This window comes from Herbiconiux flava (assembly GCF_013409865.1).
GTDB lineage: Bacteria > Actinomycetota > Actinomycetes > Actinomycetales > Microbacteriaceae > Herbiconiux > Herbiconiux flava.
Map to the genome: position 1 here is coordinate 2,511,033 of NZ_JACCBM010000001.1, position 19,850 is coordinate 2,530,882.

At 71.8% G+C, this 19,850-nt stretch carries 19 protein-coding genes; 16 read left to right on the top strand and 3 right to left on the bottom strand.

The annotated features are described in order from the left end of the window. From BJ984_RS12065 to BJ984_RS12130, 14 genes are all read left to right on the top strand, one after another. Positions 1-1,452 (top strand): UDP-N-acetylmuramoyl-tripeptide--D-alanyl-D-alanine ligase, encoded by a 1,452-nt coding sequence (locus BJ984_RS12065; RefSeq protein ID WP_179548231.1) that lies wholly within the window; start codon positions 1-3, stop codon positions 1,450-1,452. Further along, positions 1,449-2,543: a phospho-N-acetylmuramoyl-pentapeptide-transferase gene (mraY, locus tag BJ984_RS12070; RefSeq protein WP_179548232.1), complete on the top strand. Its 1,095-nt coding sequence runs from the start codon at positions 1,449-1,451 to the stop codon at positions 2,541-2,543. Before BJ984_RS12065 ends, mraY begins: the two co-directional genes overlap by 4 nt. Next, positions 2,540-4,090, top strand: coding sequence for a UDP-N-acetylmuramoyl-L-alanine--D-glutamate ligase (gene murD, locus BJ984_RS12075; protein ID WP_179548233.1), 1,551 nt, complete (start codon positions 2,540-2,542; stop codon positions 4,088-4,090). Before mraY ends, murD begins: the two co-directional genes overlap by 4 nt. Then, positions 4,050-5,261, top strand: coding sequence for a putative lipid II flippase FtsW (ftsW, locus tag BJ984_RS12080; protein ID WP_309298951.1), 1,212 nt, complete (start codon positions 4,050-4,052; stop codon positions 5,259-5,261). The genes murD and ftsW overlap by 41 nt, the downstream gene beginning before the upstream one ends. After that, positions 5,258-6,361, top strand: a complete 1,104-nt coding sequence (gene murG, locus BJ984_RS12085) for an undecaprenyldiphospho-muramoylpentapeptide beta-N-acetylglucosaminyltransferase (RefSeq protein ID WP_179548235.1) — start codon at positions 5,258-5,260, stop codon at positions 6,359-6,361. Before ftsW ends, murG begins: the two co-directional genes overlap by 4 nt. Before the next feature lie 93 nt (positions 6,362-6,454). Further along, positions 6,455-7,870: a UDP-N-acetylmuramate--L-alanine ligase gene (murC, locus tag BJ984_RS12090; RefSeq protein ID WP_179548236.1), complete on the top strand. Its 1,416-nt coding sequence runs from the start codon at positions 6,455-6,457 to the stop codon at positions 7,868-7,870. A 191-nt stretch (positions 7,871-8,061) separates the two neighbouring features. Continuing rightward, positions 8,062-8,973 (top strand): cell division protein FtsQ/DivIB, encoded by a 912-nt coding sequence (locus BJ984_RS12095; RefSeq protein WP_179548237.1) that lies wholly within the window; start codon positions 8,062-8,064, stop codon positions 8,971-8,973. 148 nt (positions 8,974-9,121) lie between these two features. Continuing rightward, positions 9,122-10,345 (top strand): cell division protein FtsZ, encoded by a 1,224-nt coding sequence (gene ftsZ, locus BJ984_RS12100; protein WP_179548238.1) that lies wholly within the window; start codon positions 9,122-9,124, stop codon positions 10,343-10,345. A 16-nt stretch (positions 10,346-10,361) separates the two neighbouring features. Next, positions 10,362-11,048: a YggS family pyridoxal phosphate-dependent enzyme gene (locus BJ984_RS12105; RefSeq protein ID WP_179548239.1), complete on the top strand. Its 687-nt coding sequence runs from the start codon at positions 10,362-10,364 to the stop codon at positions 11,046-11,048. Positions 11,049-11,088: 40 nt separating this feature from the next. Then, on the top strand, positions 11,089-11,598 hold the full coding sequence (locus BJ984_RS12110; protein ID WP_179548240.1) for a cell division protein SepF: 510 nt from the start codon (positions 11,089-11,091) through the stop codon (positions 11,596-11,598). Between the two features lie 7 nt (positions 11,599-11,605). Next, positions 11,606-11,911 (top strand): YggT family protein, encoded by a 306-nt coding sequence (locus BJ984_RS12115; protein WP_271206576.1) that lies wholly within the window; start codon positions 11,606-11,608, stop codon positions 11,909-11,911. 150 nt (positions 11,912-12,061) lie between these two features. Then, positions 12,062-12,700, top strand: coding sequence for a DivIVA domain-containing protein (locus BJ984_RS12120; protein ID WP_179548241.1), 639 nt, complete (start codon positions 12,062-12,064; stop codon positions 12,698-12,700). Further along, on the top strand, positions 12,690-13,295 hold the full coding sequence (gene lspA, locus BJ984_RS12125; protein WP_246306460.1) for a signal peptidase II: 606 nt from the start codon (positions 12,690-12,692) through the stop codon (positions 13,293-13,295). The genes BJ984_RS12120 and lspA overlap by 11 nt, the downstream gene beginning before the upstream one ends. A gap of 2 nt (positions 13,296-13,297) precedes the next feature. Continuing rightward, positions 13,298-14,218: an RluA family pseudouridine synthase gene (locus BJ984_RS12130; protein WP_179548242.1), complete on the top strand. Its 921-nt coding sequence runs from the start codon at positions 13,298-13,300 to the stop codon at positions 14,216-14,218. 54 nt (positions 14,219-14,272) lie between these two features. Here the strand turns inward: BJ984_RS12130 and BJ984_RS12135 are convergent, their stop codons facing one another. Continuing rightward, positions 14,273-15,457: a zinc-binding alcohol dehydrogenase family protein gene (locus BJ984_RS12135; protein WP_246306461.1), complete on the bottom strand. Its 1,185-nt coding sequence runs from the start codon at positions 15,455-15,457 to the stop codon at positions 14,273-14,275. Positions 15,458-15,502: 45 nt separating this feature from the next. Between BJ984_RS12135 and BJ984_RS12140 the strand changes: the two genes are divergently transcribed. Continuing rightward, positions 15,503-16,072 carry a TetR/AcrR family transcriptional regulator gene (locus BJ984_RS12140; protein ID WP_179548243.1) on the top strand — a complete coding sequence of 190 codons (570 nt, stop codon included), beginning with the start codon at positions 15,503-15,505 and terminating at the stop codon, positions 16,070-16,072. Between the two features lie 18 nt (positions 16,073-16,090). Here BJ984_RS12140 and BJ984_RS12145 read toward each other — a convergent pair whose 3' ends face one another. Beyond that, on the bottom strand, positions 16,091-16,978 hold the full coding sequence (locus BJ984_RS12145) for a glycosyltransferase family 2 protein (protein WP_271206575.1): 888 nt from the start codon (positions 16,976-16,978) through the stop codon (positions 16,091-16,093). A 144-nt stretch (positions 16,979-17,122) separates the two neighbouring features. On the opposite strand from BJ984_RS12145, the gene BJ984_RS12150 reads away from it, so the two are divergent. Beyond that, positions 17,123-19,651, top strand: coding sequence for a glycoside hydrolase family 3 C-terminal domain-containing protein (locus BJ984_RS12150; RefSeq protein WP_271206574.1), 2,529 nt, complete (start codon positions 17,123-17,125; stop codon positions 19,649-19,651). Here BJ984_RS12150 and BJ984_RS12155 read toward each other — a convergent pair. Continuing rightward, positions 19,578-19,820, bottom strand: coding sequence for a hypothetical protein (locus tag BJ984_RS12155; protein WP_179548246.1), 243 nt, complete (start codon positions 19,818-19,820; stop codon positions 19,578-19,580). The two genes, BJ984_RS12150 and BJ984_RS12155, sit on opposite strands and share 74 nt — an antisense overlap. Positions 19,821-19,850 lie beyond the last annotated feature (30 nt).

The following is a 19,850-nucleotide window of genomic DNA, read 5'->3' on the forward strand; positions in this document are numbered from 1 at the left end:
ATGCTCGATCTCACACTGACCGAGATCGCGGAGGCGCTCCAGGGCGAACTCGTGATCACCGACGCGGCCGCCGACGCCGGGTACTCCCCGGCGACGGTGGTGAACGGCACCGTCGACACCGACTCCCGGCTGATCGGCGAGGGTGACGTCTTCGTCGCCAAGCGCGGCGAGTTCGACGACGGCCACCGCTTCGTCGGCGCCGCCGTGGAGTCCGGCGCCGCCCTCGTGGTGGTCGAGCACGCCTTCGCGGACGCCGAGCGCGAGGCGGGCCGGCAGCTGCCCGTCGCCCAGATCGTCGTCGACGACTCGGTGATCGCTCTGGGCCACTTCGCCACGGACGTCGTGAGCCGGGTGCGTGCATCCGGAAACCTGAAGATCGTCGGCATCACGGGGTCGAACGGCAAGACGACCACCAAGAACCTGCTGCGCGCCGTGCTCGAGCGCGTCGGCGAGACCGTCGCCCCGCGCGACTCGTTCAACAACGAGGTGGGTGCGCCGCTGACCATGCTGAAGCTCACGCCGACCACCCGGTTCCTCGTGGCCGAGATGGGCGCGAGCGGGAAGGGCGAGATCACCCGGCTGATCCGCATGGCGAAGCCCGACGTCGGCGTCGTGCTGACGGTCGGCCTCGCGCACGCCGGCGAGTTCGGCGGCATCGAGACGACGCTGGCGACCAAGACCGAGATGGTGATCGACCTCGACGAGAGCGACGTCGCCGTGCTCAACCGCGACGACGCCCGGGTGGCCGGCATGGCCGGGAAGACCCGCGCCCGTGTGCTGTGGTTCGGCCTCGGCGACGACTCCGAGGTGCGCGCCACCGAGATCGAGGCGAGCGCCTCGGGCACGACCTTCATCCTGCACCTGCCCGACGGGCAGTCGCGCCCCGTGCGCTTCGCCGTTCTCGGGGAGCACCACGTGATGAACGCCCTCGCGGCGGCCTCGGCCGCGCACGTGCTCGGCGTCGCCATCGACGACATCGTGGGCGCGCTCGAGACCGTGACCCGCGCCGAGCGCTGGCGCATGGAGGTGATGGGCGGCGGTGACCGCCCCACCGTCATCAACGACGCCTACAACGCGAGCCCCGACTCCATGGCGGCCGCCCTGAAGACCCTCGCCCAGATCGCCGCCCCCGGGCAGCGCACGGTCGCGGTGCTCGGCGAGATGAGCGAGCTCGGGCCGTACTCCGTCGAGGAGCACGACCGCATCGGCCGGATGGTCGTGCGGCTGAACATCGGCAAGCTCTTCGTCGTGGGCGAGGGCGCCCGTGCCATCCACCTCGCCGCCGAGCACGAGGGATCGTGGGGCGGGGAGGCCGTCTTCGCGGCCGACGCCGACGAGGCCTACGCGCTGATCGCCGCCGAGCTGCGGCCCGACGACCTCGTGCTGGTGAAGTCGTCGAACTCGGCGCGCCTGCGCTTCCTCGGCGACAGGATCGCGGAGGCGACGACATGATCACCCTGCTCGCCTCGGCCTCGATCTCGCTCGCGTTCTCACTCTTCCTGACACCGGTGTTCATCCGGCTGTTCAAGCGCTTCGCCTGGGGCCAGTTCATCAACGTCGACACCCCCGACGCCCACCACGTGAAGCGCGGGACGCCCACCATGGGCGGCATCGTGATCATCCTCGCGGTGCTCTTCGGCTACTTCGTCTCGGCGCTGGCCACCCAGGAGATGCCGACGATGTCGGGCCTCCTGGTGCTGTTCCTGATGACCGGGCTCGGCATCGTGGGCTTCCTCGACGACTTCCTCAAGGTGCACAAGGAGCGGAGCCTCGGCCTCACGCCCTGGGCGAAGATCACCGGACAGGTGATCGTCGGCGTCGTGTTCGCGCTGCTCGCGATCCAGTTCCCGAACACCCAGGGCGAGACCCCGGCCTCGACGCAGATCTCGTTCATCCGCGACCTGCCGTTCGACTTCCTGTCGTGGGGCCTCATCGTCGGCACCATCGCCTTCGTCATCTGGATCTGCGTGATGGTGATCGCGACCTCGAACGGCGTGAACCTCACCGACGGTCTCGACGGGCTGGCGCCCGGGTCGAGCATCCTGGCCATCGGCTCGTTCATCGTGATCGGCTTCTGGCAGTTCAACCAGTCCTGCGCCAACGCCACGCTCGACCTCGACGTGCTCGACAAGTGCTACGACGTGCGCGACCCGCTCGACCTCGCGGTCGTGGCGGCGAGCATCGTCGGCGCGCTGATCGGCTTCCTCTGGTGGAACACCAACCCCGCCAAGATCTTCCTCGGTGACACCGGCTCGCTCGCCCTCGGCGGCGCGCTGGCGGCCCTCGCGATCCTGTCGCGCACCGAGCTGCTGCTCATCCTGATCGGCGGCATCTTCGTGATCGTCGCCGGCCAGGTCGCCGTGCAGCTGACCTACTTCAAGCTCACCAAGGGCAAGCGCATCTGGCGGGCGAGCCCGCTGCACCACCACTTCGAGATGAAGGGCTGGGCCGAGGTCACCATCGTGGTGCGCTTCTGGATCATCGCCGGGCTCTTCGTCGCGGGCGCCGTCGGCTCGTTCTACCTCGAGTGGCTCTCCCGATGACCGCGGAGCGCCTCGACGGCCTGACCAGCTGGCACGCCGACTGGAGCGGCCTGCGGGTCGCCGTGCTCGGCCTCGGGATGACCGGCTTCTCGGTGGCCGACACCCTCACCGAGCTGGGCTCCTCGGTGCTCGTCGTCGCCGCGAAGGCGTCGAAGGAGTACTCCGACCTCGTGCCCGTCATCGGCGCCCGGCTCGAGCTGGCCCCGTCGGGTGAGATTCCGGATGCGCTCGTCGAGCACGATCCCGAGCTGGTCGTGGCTTCTCCCGGCTACCACCCCGACGACGCCCTGATCGCGTGGGCCGAGTCCCGCGGCATCCCGGTCTGGGGCGACGTCGAGCTCGCCTGGCGCCTCCGCGACAAGGTCGTGAACCCGCAGACCGGCAGGCCCGCCGACTGGATCGCCGTGACCGGCACCAACGGCAAGACCACCACCGTTCAGCTCACCGCCTCGATGCTGCTGGCCGCCGGGCACCGCGTGGCCCCGTGCGGCAACATCGGCATCCCGGTGCTCGACGCGATCCGCGACCCCGAGGGCTTCGACGTGCTCGTGGTCGAGCTCTCCAGCTACCAGCTGCACTCCACCTCGAGCATGTCGCCCTGGGCGTCGGTCGTGCTGAACGTCGCCGACGACCACCTCGACTGGCACGGTTCGTTCGAGGCCTACGCCGCCGCCAAGGCGCGCGTCTACACGGCCACCCAGGTGGCCTGCGTGTACAACAAGTCCGACGAGCTCACGATGCGCATGGTCGAGGAGGCCGAGGTCGTCGACGGCGCCCGGGCCATCGGCTTCGGGCTCGGCGTGCCCGGACCGAGCGACTTCGGCATCGTCGACGGCATCCTCTGCGACCGCGCCTTCCTCGAGGAGCGCCGCGACTCGGCGCTCGAGATCGCCACGGTCGAGGAGCTCGCCCTGCGCGGACTCGGCGCGCCCCACACCGTCGCCGACGTGCTGGCGGCCGCGGCCCTGGCCCGCAGCTACGGCATCTCGGTCGAGGCCGTGCGCGCCGCCCTCGCCGGCTTCAGCCTCGACCGTCACCGCATCGAGCACGTGGTGAGCGCCGGGGGAGTGACCTGGGTCGACGACTCCAAGGCCACCAACCCGCACGCCGCCGCCGCCTCGATCAAGGCCTACCCCTCGGTGGTCTGGGTCGTCGGCGGGCTCCTCAAGGGCGTCGACATCGACCCGCTGGTCGCCTCCTCGGTGGCCTCCAGCGGCCCCGACGGCACCGCCCGCGTGCGGGCCGTCGTGGTGATCGGCGTCGACCGCAGCGAGGTGCTCGCGTCCATCCGGCGACACGCGCCGGAGCTTCCGCTGTTCGAGGTCGATCACGAAGAGACTGAGGACGTGATGACCGCGGCGGTCGCCCTGGCGGCCGGTGCGGCTCTGCCCGGAGACGTCGTGCTGTTGGCCCCGGCCGCGGCATCGATGGACCAGTTCGCAGACTACGCCGACCGCGGTGACCGATTCGCGGAGGCTGTGCGCAAGCACGTGGGAGGTACAGACGGTGACCACGACGCCCTCCCGGAGCCTCCCGCGGCCCACTGACCGCCCGCGGCTCGACGGCGGCCCCCGTTCGGCCCGCATCTCGCTCGGCCAGGTCTTCACGGCCGAGTCGGGCAACTACTTCCTGCTGCTCGGCACCACGCTCTTCCTGGTGCTGCTCGGCCTGGTGATGGTGCTCTCCTCGAGCTCGATCGACTCCTACGTCGGCCGGCAGGGCTTCTTCGGCGTGTTCTGGAAGCAGGGCATGTTCGCCCTGATCGGCATCCCGCTGATGCTCGTCATCTCACGCCTGCCCATCCGCTTCTTCAAGCGCTGGGCCTGGGTCGCGATCTTCGTGGCGGTCGGCGTGCAGCTGCTCGTGTTCACGCCGCTCGGCATCGAGGTCGGTGGCAACCTGAACTGGATCGGCATTGGCAGCTTCAACTTCCAGCCCTCGGAGCTGGTGAAGCTCGCCCTCGTCATCTGGATGGGCTCGATCCTGACGAAGAAGGAGCCCCTGCTCGGGCAGCTCGGCCACGTCGCCATCCCCATCCTCCCCGTGGCGGGCGGCGCCATCCTGCTCGTGCTTCTCGGCGGCGACCTCGGCACCGTGATGATCATGGCGGGCCTCGTCTTCGGCGCGCTCTTCTACGCCGGCATCAAGCTCAGGATGCTCTTCCTCCCCGTCATCGCCGGAGCCCTCATCGCCGTGGTCGTCGCCTTCTCCAGCGAGAGCCGCACCACGCGCATCATGGCCTTCTTCACGGGCGGCGGGGCGGACTACGAGGGCACCGACTGGCAGGCGCAGCACGGCCTCTGGGCGCTCGCCAGCGGCGGCGTCTTCGGTGTCGGCCTCGGCAACTCCCGCGCCAAGTGGTCCTGGCTGCCGGCCGCCGACAACGACTACATCTTCGCCATCATCGGCGAGGAGCTGGGGCTGATCGGCGCGGTCGTGGTGCTGCTGATGTTCATCGCGCTGGCCATCGCGTTCGTGCGCATCATCCGCTCGTCGACCGACATGTTCTCGCGGGTCGCCACCGGCGCCGTGATGGTGTGGCTGATCGGCCAGGCCTTCGTGAACATCGCCGTGGTGCTCGGCGTGCTGCCCGTGCTCGGCGTGCCGCTGCCGCTGATCTCCTCGGGCGGCTCGGCGCTGCTGACGACCCTCGCCGCGATCGGGATCGTGCTCGCCATCGCCCGCGAGAACTCCCAGGGCGAGCAGGCCGCCCGATGACGACCTACCTGCTCGCCGGCGGCGGCACCGCGGGCCATGTGAACCCGCTGCTCGCCACGGCCGACGAGCTGCGCCGCCGTGAGCCCGATGCGACCGTGCTCGTGCTCGGCACCGCGGAGGGCCTCGAGGCCCGGCTCGTGCCCGAGCGCGGTCACGAGCTGCTCACCATCCCCAAGCTCCCGTTCCCGCGGCGGCCGAACGGAGCCGCCCTGCGGTTCCCGGATGCCCTGCGCCGCACGATCGCGCAGGTGGCCTCACTCATCCGCAGCCGGGGTGTCGACGTCGTGGTGGGCTTCGGCGGCTACGCCTCCGCGCCGGGCTACCTCGGGGCGCGGCGCGCCCGGGTGCCGTTCGTGATCCACGAGGGCAACGCCAAGCCCGGGCTCGCCAACGTGCTGGGCGCCCGCTTCAGCCCCTACGTCGGCGTCAGCTTCGCCGCGACCCGGCTGCCGAACGCGACGCTCACGGGCATGCCGCTGCGGCGCGAGGTGACGGCCCTGGCCGACCCGGGTGTGCGCGCCGCCGCCCGCCTCGAGGCCGCCGCCGCCTTCGGGCTCGACCCCGCCCGGCCGACACTCCTCGTCACCGGCGGATCGCTCGGCGCGCGCCGCATCAACGCGACGGTCGTCGCCTCGGCGCCCGCGCTCGTCGATGCCGGCTGGAACGTGCTGCACATCGCGGGGAACCAGTCCGAGGTCGCCGATCCGGGCCTGCCCGGCTACGCGTTCGTGCACTACTGCGACCGGATGGACCTCGCCCTGGCGGCGGCCGACCTCGCCGTCTCGCGGGCCGGCGGATCGACGGTGTCCGAGCTCGCGGTGGTCGGCGTGCCGTCGGTGCTCGTGCCCTACGCGGTCGGCAACGGCGAGCAGCGCTTCAACGCACTCGACCTCGTGAACGCGGGCGGGGCGAGGATCGTGCCCGACGCGGAGTTCCTGCCCGAGCGGGTCTCCGCGGAGCTCGTGCCCCTGCTCGGCGATCGGTCGCGCATCGATGCGATGGCGGCCGCCGCGCGCTCGGTCGGCATCCCCGACGCGGCCGAGCGGCTCGTGCAGCTCGTCGGACGCGCGCTGGCCGGTGACGGGGGCGGGCGCCGGTGAGCGTAACGTTGTGTCGGATGTCCGGCAGCACCGAACATCCGAGGACCCCGCCCCACCGAGCACTCCGCACCCGATCAGAAAGGGCATGAACCCGTGATCAAGCCCGACCTCAGCCTCCCCATCCCCGAGACGCTCGGCGCCGTGCACTTCGTGGGCATCGGCGGAGCGGGCATGAGCGGCATCGCCCGGCTGTTCCAGGCCGCCGGCCTGACCGTCACCGGGTCCGACCGCAGCGACTCCAAGACGGCGGCGAAGCTGCGCGCGCTCGGCATCCCCGTGGCCGTCGGCCACGACGCCGCGAACGTCGGCGACGCCGACACCCTCGTCGTCACCAGCGCGCTCTGGCCCGACAACCCCGAGTACCTCACCGCGCAGGAGCGCGGGCTGACCGTGCTGCACCGCTCGCAGGCCCTCGCCTGGCTGACCAACCGCAAGCGCCTCGTCGCGGTCGCCGGCGCCCACGGCAAGACCACTTCGACCGGCATGATCGTCACCGGCCTGATCGGGCTGGACGCCGGGCCGAGCTTCGTCAACGGCGGGGTCATCTCCGAGCTCGGCACCAGCTCGGCCTTCGGCGACGGGGAGCTGTTCGTCGTCGAGGCCGACGAGAGCGACGGATCGTTCCTGCTCTACGACACGGCGGTCGCCCTGATCACCAACGTCGACCCCGACCACCTCGACCACTACGGCTCGGTCGAGGCCGTCGAGGACGCCTTCGTGACCTTCGCCGACGCGGCCTCCGAGCTCGTCGTCATCTCCTCCGACGACGCCGGCGCCCTGCGGGTGAAGAAGCGGCTCGCGCACCAGCGCGTGCTCAGCTTCGGCGAGGCGGCCGACGCCGACCTGCGGGTGCACTCGATCCAGACCGACGGGCCCGTGCGCTTCACCCTCGACTACGAGGGCGTCAGCTACCCGGCAGGCCTGCGGGTTCCCGGCCACCACAACGCGATCAACGCGGCCGGCGCGGTCGCCGTGCTGGTCGGTCTCGGCTTCGCTCCGGATGCGGCCATCGCCGCGGTGGGCGCGTTCGGCGGCACCGGCCGGCGGTTCGAGCTGCACGGCATCGTCGGCGGCGTGAGCGTCTACGACGACTACGCCCACCACCCCACCGAGGTCGACGCGGCGCTGACCGCCGCGCGCACCGTCGTGGGCGAGGGCCGGATCATCGCCGTGCACCAGCCGCACCTGTACAGCCGCACGAAGCTGATGGCGGGGGAGTTCGCCGAGACGCTCGAGCGAACCGCCGACTACACGATCGTGCTCGAGGTCTGCGGGGCCCGGGAGGACCCGATCCCCGGCGTCACCGGGGAGCTCGTCTCCTCGCGCTTCGACGACGCCTCGAAGGTCGCGTACGTCGACGACTGGGAGCGCGCCGCCGAGCACCTCGCCGGCGTGGCGCGCCCGGGTGACTTCGTCGTCACGCTGGGCTGCGGCGACGTCAACCTGATCGTGCCGCAGCTGCTCGAGCAGCTGGAGTCCCGCTCGGTCGCGGGCGTCGCCGGGGAGTGAAGCGGCCTCCGGGCATCACCCCGCCCCCTCCACCTCCGCCGCCGGCCGCCGAGCCGCCGGCGGAGCGGCCGAAGCGGGCGCCGCGCGCGTCCCGGGCGACCCCGGACGTCCGTCCGGCGGCCCCGTCGCGCCCATCGCGCTCGTCGGCCCCGTCGCGCTCGTCGGTCGCGTCCGGCGATCCGGACGCGACGGTGCCGATCGACCTGACGCAGCCGATCGATCTCACCCAGCCGCTCGGCCGGACGCGCTCGGTGAAGCTGCCCACGGGGGGCCCCGCATCCACGACCGCGCCGGGCACGGCGAAGCCGGCCTCGCGGCCCGCGCCGGCGACGAACGCCGATGCGAAGCGGCAGCTGCGCAAGGCCACCGCCGCCCGGCGCCGTTTCGAACGCTCCGAGGCCCGCCGGTTCACCCAGCGCTCCCGGCGCCGGCGGATCACCTGGATGATCGTGGGCGGTACGCTCGCGGGCCTCGTGCTCGTCGTGCTGCTCACCGCCTATTCCCCGCTGCTCGCCGTGCGCCAACTCGCCGTCGAGGGCACCACCCGGCTCGACCCCGCGGCCGTCGGCACCGCGCTCGACGACCAGCTCGGCAAGCCGCTCGCCCTCGTCGACTACGGCGCGATCGAGCGCGACCTCGCCGGGTTCCCCTACATCGAGTCGTACTCGGTGGAGGCGCGCCCGCCCGACACCCTCGCCGTGCGCGTCGTGGAGCGTCGCCCCGTCGCACTGCTGCAGACCGCCACGGGCTTCGACCTGATCGACGCGGCGGGCGTCGTCGTGCAGCAGTCGGGGGAGCGCATCCCCGGCTTCCCCGTGCTCGACCTCACCGGCACCGAGATCGGCAGCCCGGGCTTCCAGGCCGCCGCGGCCGTGCTGATGTCGCTGCCCGACACCCTGCTGGCGCAGGTCGACCGGATCAGCGGCACCACGCCCGACAGCGTCACGATGGTGTTCGCCGGAGCCGGCCAGCGGGTCGTCTGGGGCGACGCCGAGGAGAGCGAGCTGAAGGCCCAGATCCTGCAGAAGCTGATCGCGACGCAGGATCCGGCGCTGCCGGTGGAGTACGACGTGTCGAGCCCGCAGAGTCCGGTCATCCGCTGACGGGCGCGGATCCGACGGATCCGATCGCGACACGCGGCGGTATTCGCAGCCGTGGGGAGCATCCTCCCGTAGCGTCGTCGTAGGAAATACATACTCGGAATAACTTTAACTTTCAAGTCGAACTTTAAGGTTCCAGCGGAGGCCGGACGTGACTTCAAACCAGAACTACCTCGCCGTGATCAAGGTCGTCGGTATCGGCGGCGGTGGCGTCAACGCCGTCAACCGCATGATCGAACTCGGGCTCCGCGGAGTCGAGTTCATCGCCATCAACACGGATGCGCAGGCGCTCCTGATGAGCGACGCCGACGTCAAGCTCGACGTCGGCCGCGAGATCACCCGCGGCCTCGGTGCCGGGGCCGACCCGGAGGTCGGCCGTCGTGCGGCAGAAGACCACGCGGAGGAGATCGAGGAGGCCCTCGCGGGCGCCGACATGGTCTTCGTCACCGCCGGAGAGGGTGGTGGAACGGGCACCGGAGGCGCGCCCGTCGTGGCCCGGATCGCGAAGTCCATCGGCGCGCTCACCATCGGTGTCGTCACGAAGCCCTTCGGCTTCGAAGGCAAGCGTCGCGCGGCGCAGGCCGAAGACGGTGTCGCCACCCTGAAGAACGAGGTCGACACCCTCATCGTCGTGCCGAACGACCGCCTCCTGGAGATCAGCGACCGCGGCATCAGCATGCTCGAGGCCTTCTCGACGGCCGACCAGGTGCTGCTCGCCGGTGTGCAGGGCATCACCGACCTGATCACCACCCCCGGCCTGATCAACCTCGACTTCGCCGACGTCAAGTCGGTCATGCAGGGCGCGGGCTCCGCGCTGATGGGAATCGGCTCGTCGAGGGGAGCCGACCGCGCCATCAAGGCCGCCGAGCTCGCCGTGGCCTCGCCGCTGCTCGAGGCGTCCATCGACGGCGCCCACGGCGTGCTGCTGTCGATCCAGGGCGGCTCGAACCTCGGAATCTTCGAGATCAACGACGCCGCGAAGCTCGTGCAGGACGCGGTGCACCCCGAGGCGAACATCATCTTCGGTGCGGTCATCGACGACACCCTGGGCGACGAGGTGCGCGTCACCGTCATCGCCGCCGGGTTCGACGGCGGCGAGCCGAACGCGAACACCCCGGCGGTCGAGTCGCGTCGCGGCAGCTTCGTCGGCAACGCCGAGGAGGTCGACCCGTTCGGCCGCGGCGGCGCCGGCACGGCGACCCTGCGCCGCGACCAGCGCGCCGAGCCCGCCGAGGAGGCGCCCGCCGCCGCCCCCGCCCCGGCTCAGCACTGGTCGACCCCGTCGGCCGACCTCGGCCTCACCGGTGCCGTCGCACTCGACCCGGCCTCGGAAGACGACGACGCCGACCTCGACGTCCCGGACTTCCTCAAGTGACCGACTTCCTCGAGTAGTGACCGAGCCCACTCCCGCGGAGCGGGTCGAGCGCGTCGAATCCGAGATATCGGAGGCGGCGCGCTCCGCCGGTCGTGCTCGCGACGAGCTGACCCTCATCGCGGTCACCAAGTTCCACCCGGCGTCGCTCGTTCGCGAACTGCACGCCGCCGGCCTCCGCGACTTCGGCGAGAACCGCCACCGGGAGGCGCGCGAGAAGGCCGCCGAACTCGCCGACCTCGAGCTCGGCTGGCACTTCGTCGGCCAGCTGCAGACCAAGAAGGCCCGCCAGGCCCGCGAGTACGCCTCGGTGCTGCACTCGCTCGACCGGGAGGCCCTCGTCGACGCCCTGGCCGTCCCCGCCGAGGGCGACGGCCCGCTCGACGCGTTCCTGCAGGTTAACCTCACCGACGACCCCGAGCGCGGGGGAGTGCGGCCCGAGGAGGCGGAGGCCCTCGCCGAACGGGTGGCCGGCGCATCCGGACTGCGCCTGCTCGGCGTGATGGCGGTCGCGCCCCTCGACGAGGAGCCGCGTGCCGCCTTCGCCCGGCTGCGGACGGTCGGCGACCGTGTGCGCACCGTCGTGCCCGAGGCGCGCTGGATGTCGGCCGGAATGTCGAACGACTTCGCCGAGGCGATCGCCGAGGGCGCGACACACCTGCGCATCGGGACGGCAATCACCGGAAATCGCCCGCCCCGCGATTAATCTCGGGGTAGGAAGAACACGCACCCAACCGGAGGTTCCGATGGCCAACCCGCTCCGCAAGACCATGGTCTACCTGGGACTCGCCGACGAGGAGCTCGACTACGAGACTCCCGCCGCCGAGCCGCAGCGACAGGCGCCCGTCGCGCCCGTGCCGCATCCCCAGGCAGCTCCCAGCCAGGCTCCGGCGCCCCAGGCCACCCGCGCCCCGGTCACCCCCCTCCGCAAGACCTCGCACACCTCTCAGACGAAGAATGTGGCTCCTGCTGAAATGAACGAAATCCTCACCGTGCACCCCAAGCAGTACAAGGATGCCCAGGTCATCGCCGAGAACTTCCGCGAAGGCATCCCGGTCATCATGAACCTGTCGCAGATGACGGATGCCGATGCGCGCCGTCTGATCGACTTCGCCGGCGGCCTCTCGCAGGGCCTCTACGGCAAGATCGAGCGCGTCACCAGCAAGGTCTTCCTGCTCTCGCCGTCGCACGTCTCGGTCTCCGGGGACGCCGGTGGCGAGGCCCGTGCGGAGTCGTCCTTCTTCGTCCAGTCATAATTGCTGAGTGGGTTCACTCGTAGCGATCATCGCGACCGTCGTCTATTTCGCGCTGCTGCTGTACTTCTTCCTGATGTGGGGTCGATTCATCCTCGACCTCGTCCGGACGGTCCGCCGTGACTGGCGGCCCACCGGCGCGCTCCTGGTGGTGGCGGAGGCGGCCTACACGGTCACCGACCCTCCCATCCGGTTCTTCCGGCGCATCATCCCGCCGCTGCGCGTGGGCCCCGTGGCCCTCGACTTCGGCTGGAGCATCGTGATGCTCATCGTGATCATCGGCCTCTCGGTCACGGGCTTCCTGCGCGCATCCTGAGGCTCGGCCATGTGCCCCGACCGGGGGCGCATGTAGTCTGAAAGCACTCGCACCGCCCCGATCGACCCGTTCATGGGACGTTCGCCAGGAATGTTGCTACGGTTAGCAACGCGTTATCACTGTCTGTCAGAGCAATAAAGGTGGAAGACCATGGCGTTAACTCCGGAAGATGTTGTTAACAAGAGATTTTCTCAGACCAAGTTCCGTGAAGGATACGACCAGGACGAGGTCGACGACTTCCTCGACGAGGTCGTGGTCGAGCTCCGTCGTCTGACGCAGGAGAACGAGGAGCTGAAGGCCCAGCTCGAGAGCGGCTCCGCTCCCGTCGCCGCCGCTCCCGCCGCTGCGGAGGAGACCCCGGCCCCCGCGCCCGTCGCCGAGGTGCCCGCTCCCGTCGCCGCGGCTCCCGCCGCCGTCCCCGCGCCGGCTCCGGCCGCCGAGGTCGAGGACGAGTCGGTCTCCACGACGAACCTGCTCCAGCTGGCCCGTCGTCTGCACGACGAGCACGTCAAGGAGGGTGCCGACAAGCGTGACGCCCTCATCGCCGAGGGTCACGCCACCGCCGCGCGCATCGTCGCCGAGGCCGAGACCAAGCAGCGCAACGAGCTCGCCCGACTCAACCAGGAGAAGGCCGGCATCGAGCACCGCATCGACGAGCTGCGCACCTTCGAGAAGGACTACCGCGCCGGCCTCAAGAGCTACATCGAGGACCAGCTGAAAGACCTGACCTCCTCGAGCGTCGACAACGAGAAGACCCCGTCCTCCAGCTTCAGCGGCTTTGGCGGATAGTCGGACCCAGAAGGCTCGCCCCCGGGTACTGATCGTTCTGGCGGTCGTCGCAGCTGCGGCGATCGCCATCGATCAGTTCACGAAGTTCCTCGTGGTCTCGAACCTCGAACTGGGTGAGGTCGTCCCCGTCGTGGGCGACCTCATCCAGTTCCGTTTCGTGAAGAACTCCGGCGCCGCCTTCTCGATCGGCAACGCGTACACCTGGATCTTCTCGATCCTGGCGGCCGCCGTCACCGTGGTGATCATCTGGTTCGCCCGCCGCATCCGTTCGCTCGCGTGGGCCTGGGTGTTCGGGCTGCTGCTCGGCGGCACGATCGGCAACCTGATCGACCGGCTGTTCCGGGAGCCCGGCTTCGGCGTCGGTCACGTCATCGACTTCCTCACCATCCCGCTGCTGCCGGCGATCTTCAACGTCGCCGACGTGTGCATCTCGGGCGCCATGGTGCTGTTCCTGATCCTCACCCTCCGCGGGGTGGGGCTCGACGGCACCCGCGGCGAGAAGCCCGCGGTCTCTTCGGAGGCCGAGCCCGAGGCCGGGGCCGAGCCCGAGGCCGCGCCCGGGGCCGACCCTCTGGCCGAGCCGGAGAAGTCGTAGCGATGGAGTCCCGCACCCTTCCCGTCCCCGACGGCCTCGACGGCACCCGCGTCGACGCCGGCATCGCCAAGCTGCTCGGCTTCTCGCGCACCTTCGCCGCCGAGGTCGTCGACGCCGGCAGTGTCAGCGTCGACGGCCGGCCGGTCGGCAAGAGCGACCGGCTGCGGCGCGACACCTGGCTCTCGGTCGAGTGGGCTCCCAAGGAGGAGCCGCGCATCGTGCCGGTGATCGTGCCCGAGCTCGACGTGGTCTACGACGACGACGACATCATCGTGGTCGACAAGCCCGTCGGGGTGGCCGCGCATCCCTCGGTCGGGTGGGACGGCCCCACCGTGCTCGGCGCCCTCGCCGGCGCCGGCTACCGCATCGCCACGAGCGGCGCTGCCGAGCGAGCGGGCATCGTGCACCGCCTCGACGCGGGCACGAGCGGCCTGATGGTCGTCGCGAAGAGCGAGGAGGCCTACACCTGGCTGAAGCGCCTCTTCCACGACCGCGAGGTCGACAAGATCTACCATGCCCTGGTGCAGGGCCACCCCGACCCCTTCGCAGGCACCATCGACGCCCCGATCGGCCGGCACCCGCGGTCCGACTGGAAGTTCGCGGTCACCGCCGACGGCAAGCACTCCATCACCCACTACGAGACGCTCGAGGCGTTCCGGGCGGCGACGCTGCTCGAGATCCATCTCGAGACCGGGCGCACGCATCAGATCCGGGTTCACATGGCCGCCCAGCGGCATCCGTGCGTCGGCGACTCGACGTACGGCGCCGACCCGGTGCTGTCGGCGCGGCTCGGGCTCGCCCGGCAGTGGCTGCACGCGATGCGGCTGGGCTTCGTGCATCCGCGCACCCGCGAGTACGTCTCGTTCGAGAGCCACTACCCGGCCGACCTGCAGCACGCGCTCGACGTCGTGCGAAACGACTAGGCGGCCCCAGGGCTGGCCGGCCTCAGGGCTGGCCGGCCGCAGGGCTGCTCGGCCTCAGGGCAGCAGCACCACGAGCTTCGTCGCCGAGACGCCGGCGCGCATCCGGTCGAGGGCGGGCTGGATGCTCGGCAGCCCGGTTCCCACCACCTCCGCCCGGGGCAGCACCCGGTGGCGGCCCTCGGCGAGGGCGGCCGGGAGATGGTCGGTCCAGAGCATCCGGCCCACCTCGTTCGAGGCGAGCGTGCTGCCCCAGACGAAGCGCGCGCGGATGCCGTGACGGAGGCAGCGCAGCTGGAGCGCGGCGTTGCCCGCGACGAGGCGCGCGATCATGGCGGCGCGGCGGCGGGAGAGGCCAGGACGGCGGGGCTGGTCGAAGAACGAGACCGAGGGGCTGGCGAGGGCGACCCGCTTCGCCCCGGTGGCGGCGGCGATCGCGACGCACGGCTCAGCCGACCCGGTCGCGATGGCGAGTACGCCGGCCACCGGCTGCCCGCCGACGGCCGTGACCACCTTCGCCACCACGTCGCGGTCCCGGTAGTCGATCGTCGCGTCTGCGCCGAGCTCGCGCAGCAGCGCGTGGTTCGCGGGGGAGGCGGTGGCGACGACGCGGTAGCCGGCCGCGACCGCGAGCTGCACGGCGTTCAGGCCGACGCTCGTCGCGCCGCCCCACACCACCACCGTCTCCCCGCGCGGGGTCACCTCGCCGGGTGCGGTCTGCGGATGCGCGAGCCCGAGCTGGTCGCTCTGGAAGAGTGCCACGGCCGCCGTCGAGACCGCGAGGGGCAGCGCCGCCGCGTCCTCGAAGGACGAGCCGGCCGGGATCGGGGCGGTCAGCGCCTCCTCGAGCAGGACGTGCTGCTGGAAGCCGCCCTCTCCGACGTGGTCGCGGCCCTTCTCGATACCCAGGGCGTAGCCGACCACGCGGTCGCCCTTCGCGAACCGAGTCACCCCGGCGCCCACGGCGACCACCTCGCCGGCGACATCCTCGCCGAGTACGGCGGGGGCGTCGAGCCAGCGGTACATCATCCGGCCGTTGGACTGGATGACGGCGTCGAGCGGGTTGATCGCGACGGCGCGCGCTCGCACGACGAGCTGGGTCGGGCCGGCGACCGGGAAGGGCGACTCGCGCACGGTGACATCGGCATAAGGAGTGTCGAGCCAGGCGGCGGTGTTCGGGGGAGTGCTGACGGGCATCCGGTTCTCCAGAGGGGTTCGGTCGAGCGGGACGGGTGATGACATCGCGTGTCATAGACATGATGACACGGAATGTCGTAAAGTGGGCGGATGACGAGATGGGCTCCGGACGCGGCACTGCGGCTGGAGGCGGCGGCGCTCGATCTCGTGGAGGAGCAGGGCTATGCGGCCACCACGGTGCCGCAGATCACGGCACGGGCGGGGCTGACCACCCGCACCTTCTTCCGGCACTTCGCCGACAAGCGGGACGTCTTCTTCCTGCGCGACCGCGAGTTCCCGAGGGTGGTCGCGGAGGCGCTGGAGGACGTGCCCGCCGGGGCGGACGCGCTCGACGTGGTGCGACAGGGGCTCGCCCGCGCCGTATCGCCGCTGGAGGGGTGGCGCGAGCTGATCCTCCGGCGTCGGGCGGTCATCCGGGCGGAGGACCAGCTGCGGGAACGCGAGCTGCTGAAGTCGGCGCACCTCGCCGACGCGATCGCGGGCGGCCTCGTCGCTCGTTCGGTGCCGCCCGGGCGCGCGCGGCTGATCGCCTCGCTCGCCGTGCTCGTGTTCGACCGCTCCCTCGACTCCTGGCTCGACGCACCGCCCGGCCGCCCGCTCGCCGCCGCGGTCGACGCCTCCTGGAACGAGCTCGAGGCGCTGCTCGCGACTCGGGAATGAGCGGGCCGAGCGGCCGGGTCAGTCGGCGGGAGCCGCCGCCGGGGCGGGGTGGGGGACCCCGCCCCAGCGCTGGGCCGTGCGGTGCTCGTGCAGGGCGCGCTCGGCGTGCAGGGCCGGGTAGATGCCGAGGAAGACGGCCATCGGCGCGAGCAGGCGCACGTCGTGGATGCCGTGGGCGGCGTAGGTGCGCTGGAAGCGCTCGACGTAGTAGAGGTAGTCGCGCGGCGAGGAGTCGAGGCGGCGGGCCGACATGCCCACCGTCATCGCCGAGACGTAGCCGACCTTGAGGCCCTTGAGGGCGAGGTGCACGGCCAGGTCGATGTCCTCGTGCATGAGGTCCTCACGGTCGGCGCAGACGTCGCCGCGCACGGCCAGCCAGGCCTCCTTCGTGATCGCCATGTTCGTGCCGAAGAGGAAGACGTAGTCGCCCGCGAGCTTGACCTGCAGCTTCCGGAAGGCGTCGTCGGCGTGGTGGCCGAAGCGCCGCATCGGCATGTCGTAGTACTCGACCGGTCCGCTGGCCGCCACGAAGTCGCCGGTCGAGAAGGCGAGCTGCACCTGCTCCACCCAGTTCGGCGCGAGGGCGGTGTCGGCGTCGATGCGGCCGATCACGGTGCCGGTCGCGGCGTCGAAGCCGGCGTTCCGGGTGGGGGTGATGCCCTGCTCGGCGTCCTGCTCGATCAGCCGGATGTTCGCCTCCGGGAACGCCTGGATCATCGCCTCGACCGCCGCCCGCGTGCCGTCGGTCGAGCGGTTGTCGACCACCACGATCTCGTGCGCGGGCACCGTCTGCTCGATCGCGGCGACGAGGCAGTGACGGATGCCCGCCTCCTCGTTGTACGCGGGGATGACGATCGACACCGTCGGCAGCGCGGCGGCGGGGAGCGGGGAGAGGCTGTCGGTCACGTCGGATCCTTCGATCGGGAGCGGGGCGGGGACGCCGGTCGGTGCCGTCAGTCTGGCAGAGCGCGGGCACCGGGCGACAGGTGCAGATGATCGTTGGGCTGCGAGTGCGCGGGGGCGGGCATCCGGAGCAGTAGCGTGGGCGGGGTGAGCGAGTCGGGCGACCGGATGACGTCGGAGGACGTGAGTGCCCTGGTCGCGCGCCTGACCGACGCCGAGAAGGTCGCGCTGACCGCCGGGGCCGACGCGTGGACGACGGTGGCGGTGCCGCGGCTCGGCATCCCGGCGCTGAGGCTCGGCGACGGCCCGCACGGGGTGCGGCGGCCGCGCGACGGGTCGGGGCTGTCGATGTTCGACTCGCATCCGGCGACCTGCTTCCCCACGGCGGCGGCGCTCGGGGCGAGCTGGGACGAGTCGCTCGTCCGCGAGGTCGGCGCGGCCCTCGGTCGGGAGGCCGCCGCGCACGGCATCGGGGTGCTGCTCGGGCCGGGGGTGAACCTCAAGCGCACGCCGGTGGGCGGGCGGAACTTCGAGTACTTCTCGGAGGATCCGCTGGTCTCGGCCCGGCTCGGCGCCGCCTGGGTCGAGGGCGTGCAGGCCACGGGCGTGGGGGCGTCGCTGAAGCACGTCGCCGCGAACGACACCGAAGAGCGGCGGTACGGCATCGACGTGGTGGTCGACGAGCGGGCCCTGCGGGAGCTGTACCTCGCGCCCTTCGAGCACATCGTGCGCACGGCGCGGCCCGCCACCGTGATGGCCGCCTACAACCGGCTGAACGGCGAGCACTGCACCGAGTCGCGGTGGCTGCTGACCGGCGTGCTGCGGAGCGAGTGGGGGTTCGACGGGGTGGTCGTTTCCGACTGGGGGGCGTCATGGGATCGGGCGACGTCGATCCCCGCGGGCACCGACCTGAGCATGCCGGGGCTCGGCCGGGGCGACGACACCCTCGTGCGGCGGTCGCTGGCGACGGATGCTCGGCCCGGGTCGCTCGGACGGGGTGCGCTCGACGCGGCGGCCGCGCGCGTGCTGCGGCTCGTCACGGCGCACGCCGGCGCGGCGGTGGGGGCGCCGGAGCCCGACCTCCGGGCCCATCACGAGCTGGCGCGGCGCGCGGCGGCGGCGGGCACGGTGCTGCTGCAGAACGACGGGGTGCTGCCGATCCGGGTGGGGGCGAGCGTCGCGGTGATCGGAGCCATGGCGGCCGAGCCGCGCTACCAGGGGGCGGGGAGCTCGCACGTGGTGCCGACCCGGCTCGACACGCTGCTCGACTCCCTCCGCGCCGCGGTCGGAACCTCAGCCGGAGCGGGTGGCGGGGCGACGGCAGCGGGCGGGGTCGGGCGGGGCGCGCATCCGGGAGCCGTGGTGTTCGCCACGGGGTACGACGGGGCCACGAATCGGGCGAGCGACGCGCAGCTGCGGGAGGCGGGGCGGGTCGCCGCCGCGGCCGACGTGGCCGTCGTGGTAGTGGGACTGCCCGAGACCTACGAGACCGAGGGCGTCGACCGCGAGCACCTGCGGCTGCCCGTCGACCACGATCGACTGGTCGAGACGGTGCGGGCGGCGAATCCGCGCACGGTCGTGGTGCTGCAGAACGGGGCACCCGTCGAGCTGCCGTGGCGCCGGGACGTCGCGGCGATCCTCGAGGGCTACCTCGGCGGACAGGCGGGCGGCAGCGCTCTCGCCGAGGTGCTGCTCGGGCTGGCCGAACCGGGCGGACGCCTGGCCGAGACCTTCCCCGAGCGCTACCACGATCATCCGCTCGCCCACCTGCCGAACGGCCCCGCGACCGTCGAGTACCGCGAGAGCCTGTACCTCGGCCACCGCTGGTTCGACAGCGCCGGCGAGGACGTGGCGTTCTGCTTCGGCCACGGCCTCTCGTACACGCGCTTCGCCTGGGGCGAGCCGGTGATCGAGCGGGGCGACGACGAGGTGACGGTGCGGGTCACCGTGACGAACACGGGGGAGCGCGCCGGCTCCGAGGTCGTGCAGCTGTACCTGCACGACGGCTCGGCCGAGACCTTCCGGCCCGAGCAGGAGCTGCGCGGCTTCGCGAAGGCGACGCTCGAGCCCGGAGCGAGCGAGACGCTCACGCTGACGCTCGGGCGCCGCGCGTTCTCGTGGTGGAACCCCTGGGCATCCGCCTGGCAGCTCTCGCCGGGCCCGTTCGAGCTGCGGCTCGGCCGGTCCTCGCGCGATGTCGTGCACCGGCTCGCGATCACGGCGCCGGGCGAACCCGCGCGCCCGGCCGCGCCCGCCGAGGTACCCCGGGCCTACCGTGCGCCGTCACGCGCGCTCGGGTTCCCACGCGCCGACTTCGAGCGGATGCTCGGCCGCTCCCTCCCGCCGAACGACCCGGCCCCGCCCGGCCGTTTCACCCTCGACACTGCTCTGGGCGACATGCAGGGCACCCGCGCCGGGCGTCTGCTGCTCGGCGCCGTGCACTCGCAGGCGCTGAAGACGCTCGGCGCGCCGGACGCCCCCGGCGTGCACGCGGCGGCGGGGGAGGTGGTGGCGCAGCTGACATTCCGGATGCTGCCCACCGTCACCGACGGCCTCCTCGGCCGCCGGCGCACGCTGTGGCTGCTCGGGGTGATGAACGCTCTCAGTCGCGCAGGTCGTCGGGCGCCTTGTCGCCGAAGGGCTGCCCCTCGTCGGGCTCGAGGATCTCGGAGCTGAAGTCGCGCCAGTCGGGCTGCGCGTCGCCGGGGGCGGCGGCGGCGTCGGGCTCGGCGGTGTCCGCGTCGTCGGGGATGCCCTCCTCGAGAATCGCGCCGTCGGGGTCGGGCGAGGCAGGGACGCCCGCGAACTCGATGCCGGTCTGGTCGGGGTCGCTGGGAAGGGACATGGTGTTCTCCATTCGTGGTGGGTGGGAGGT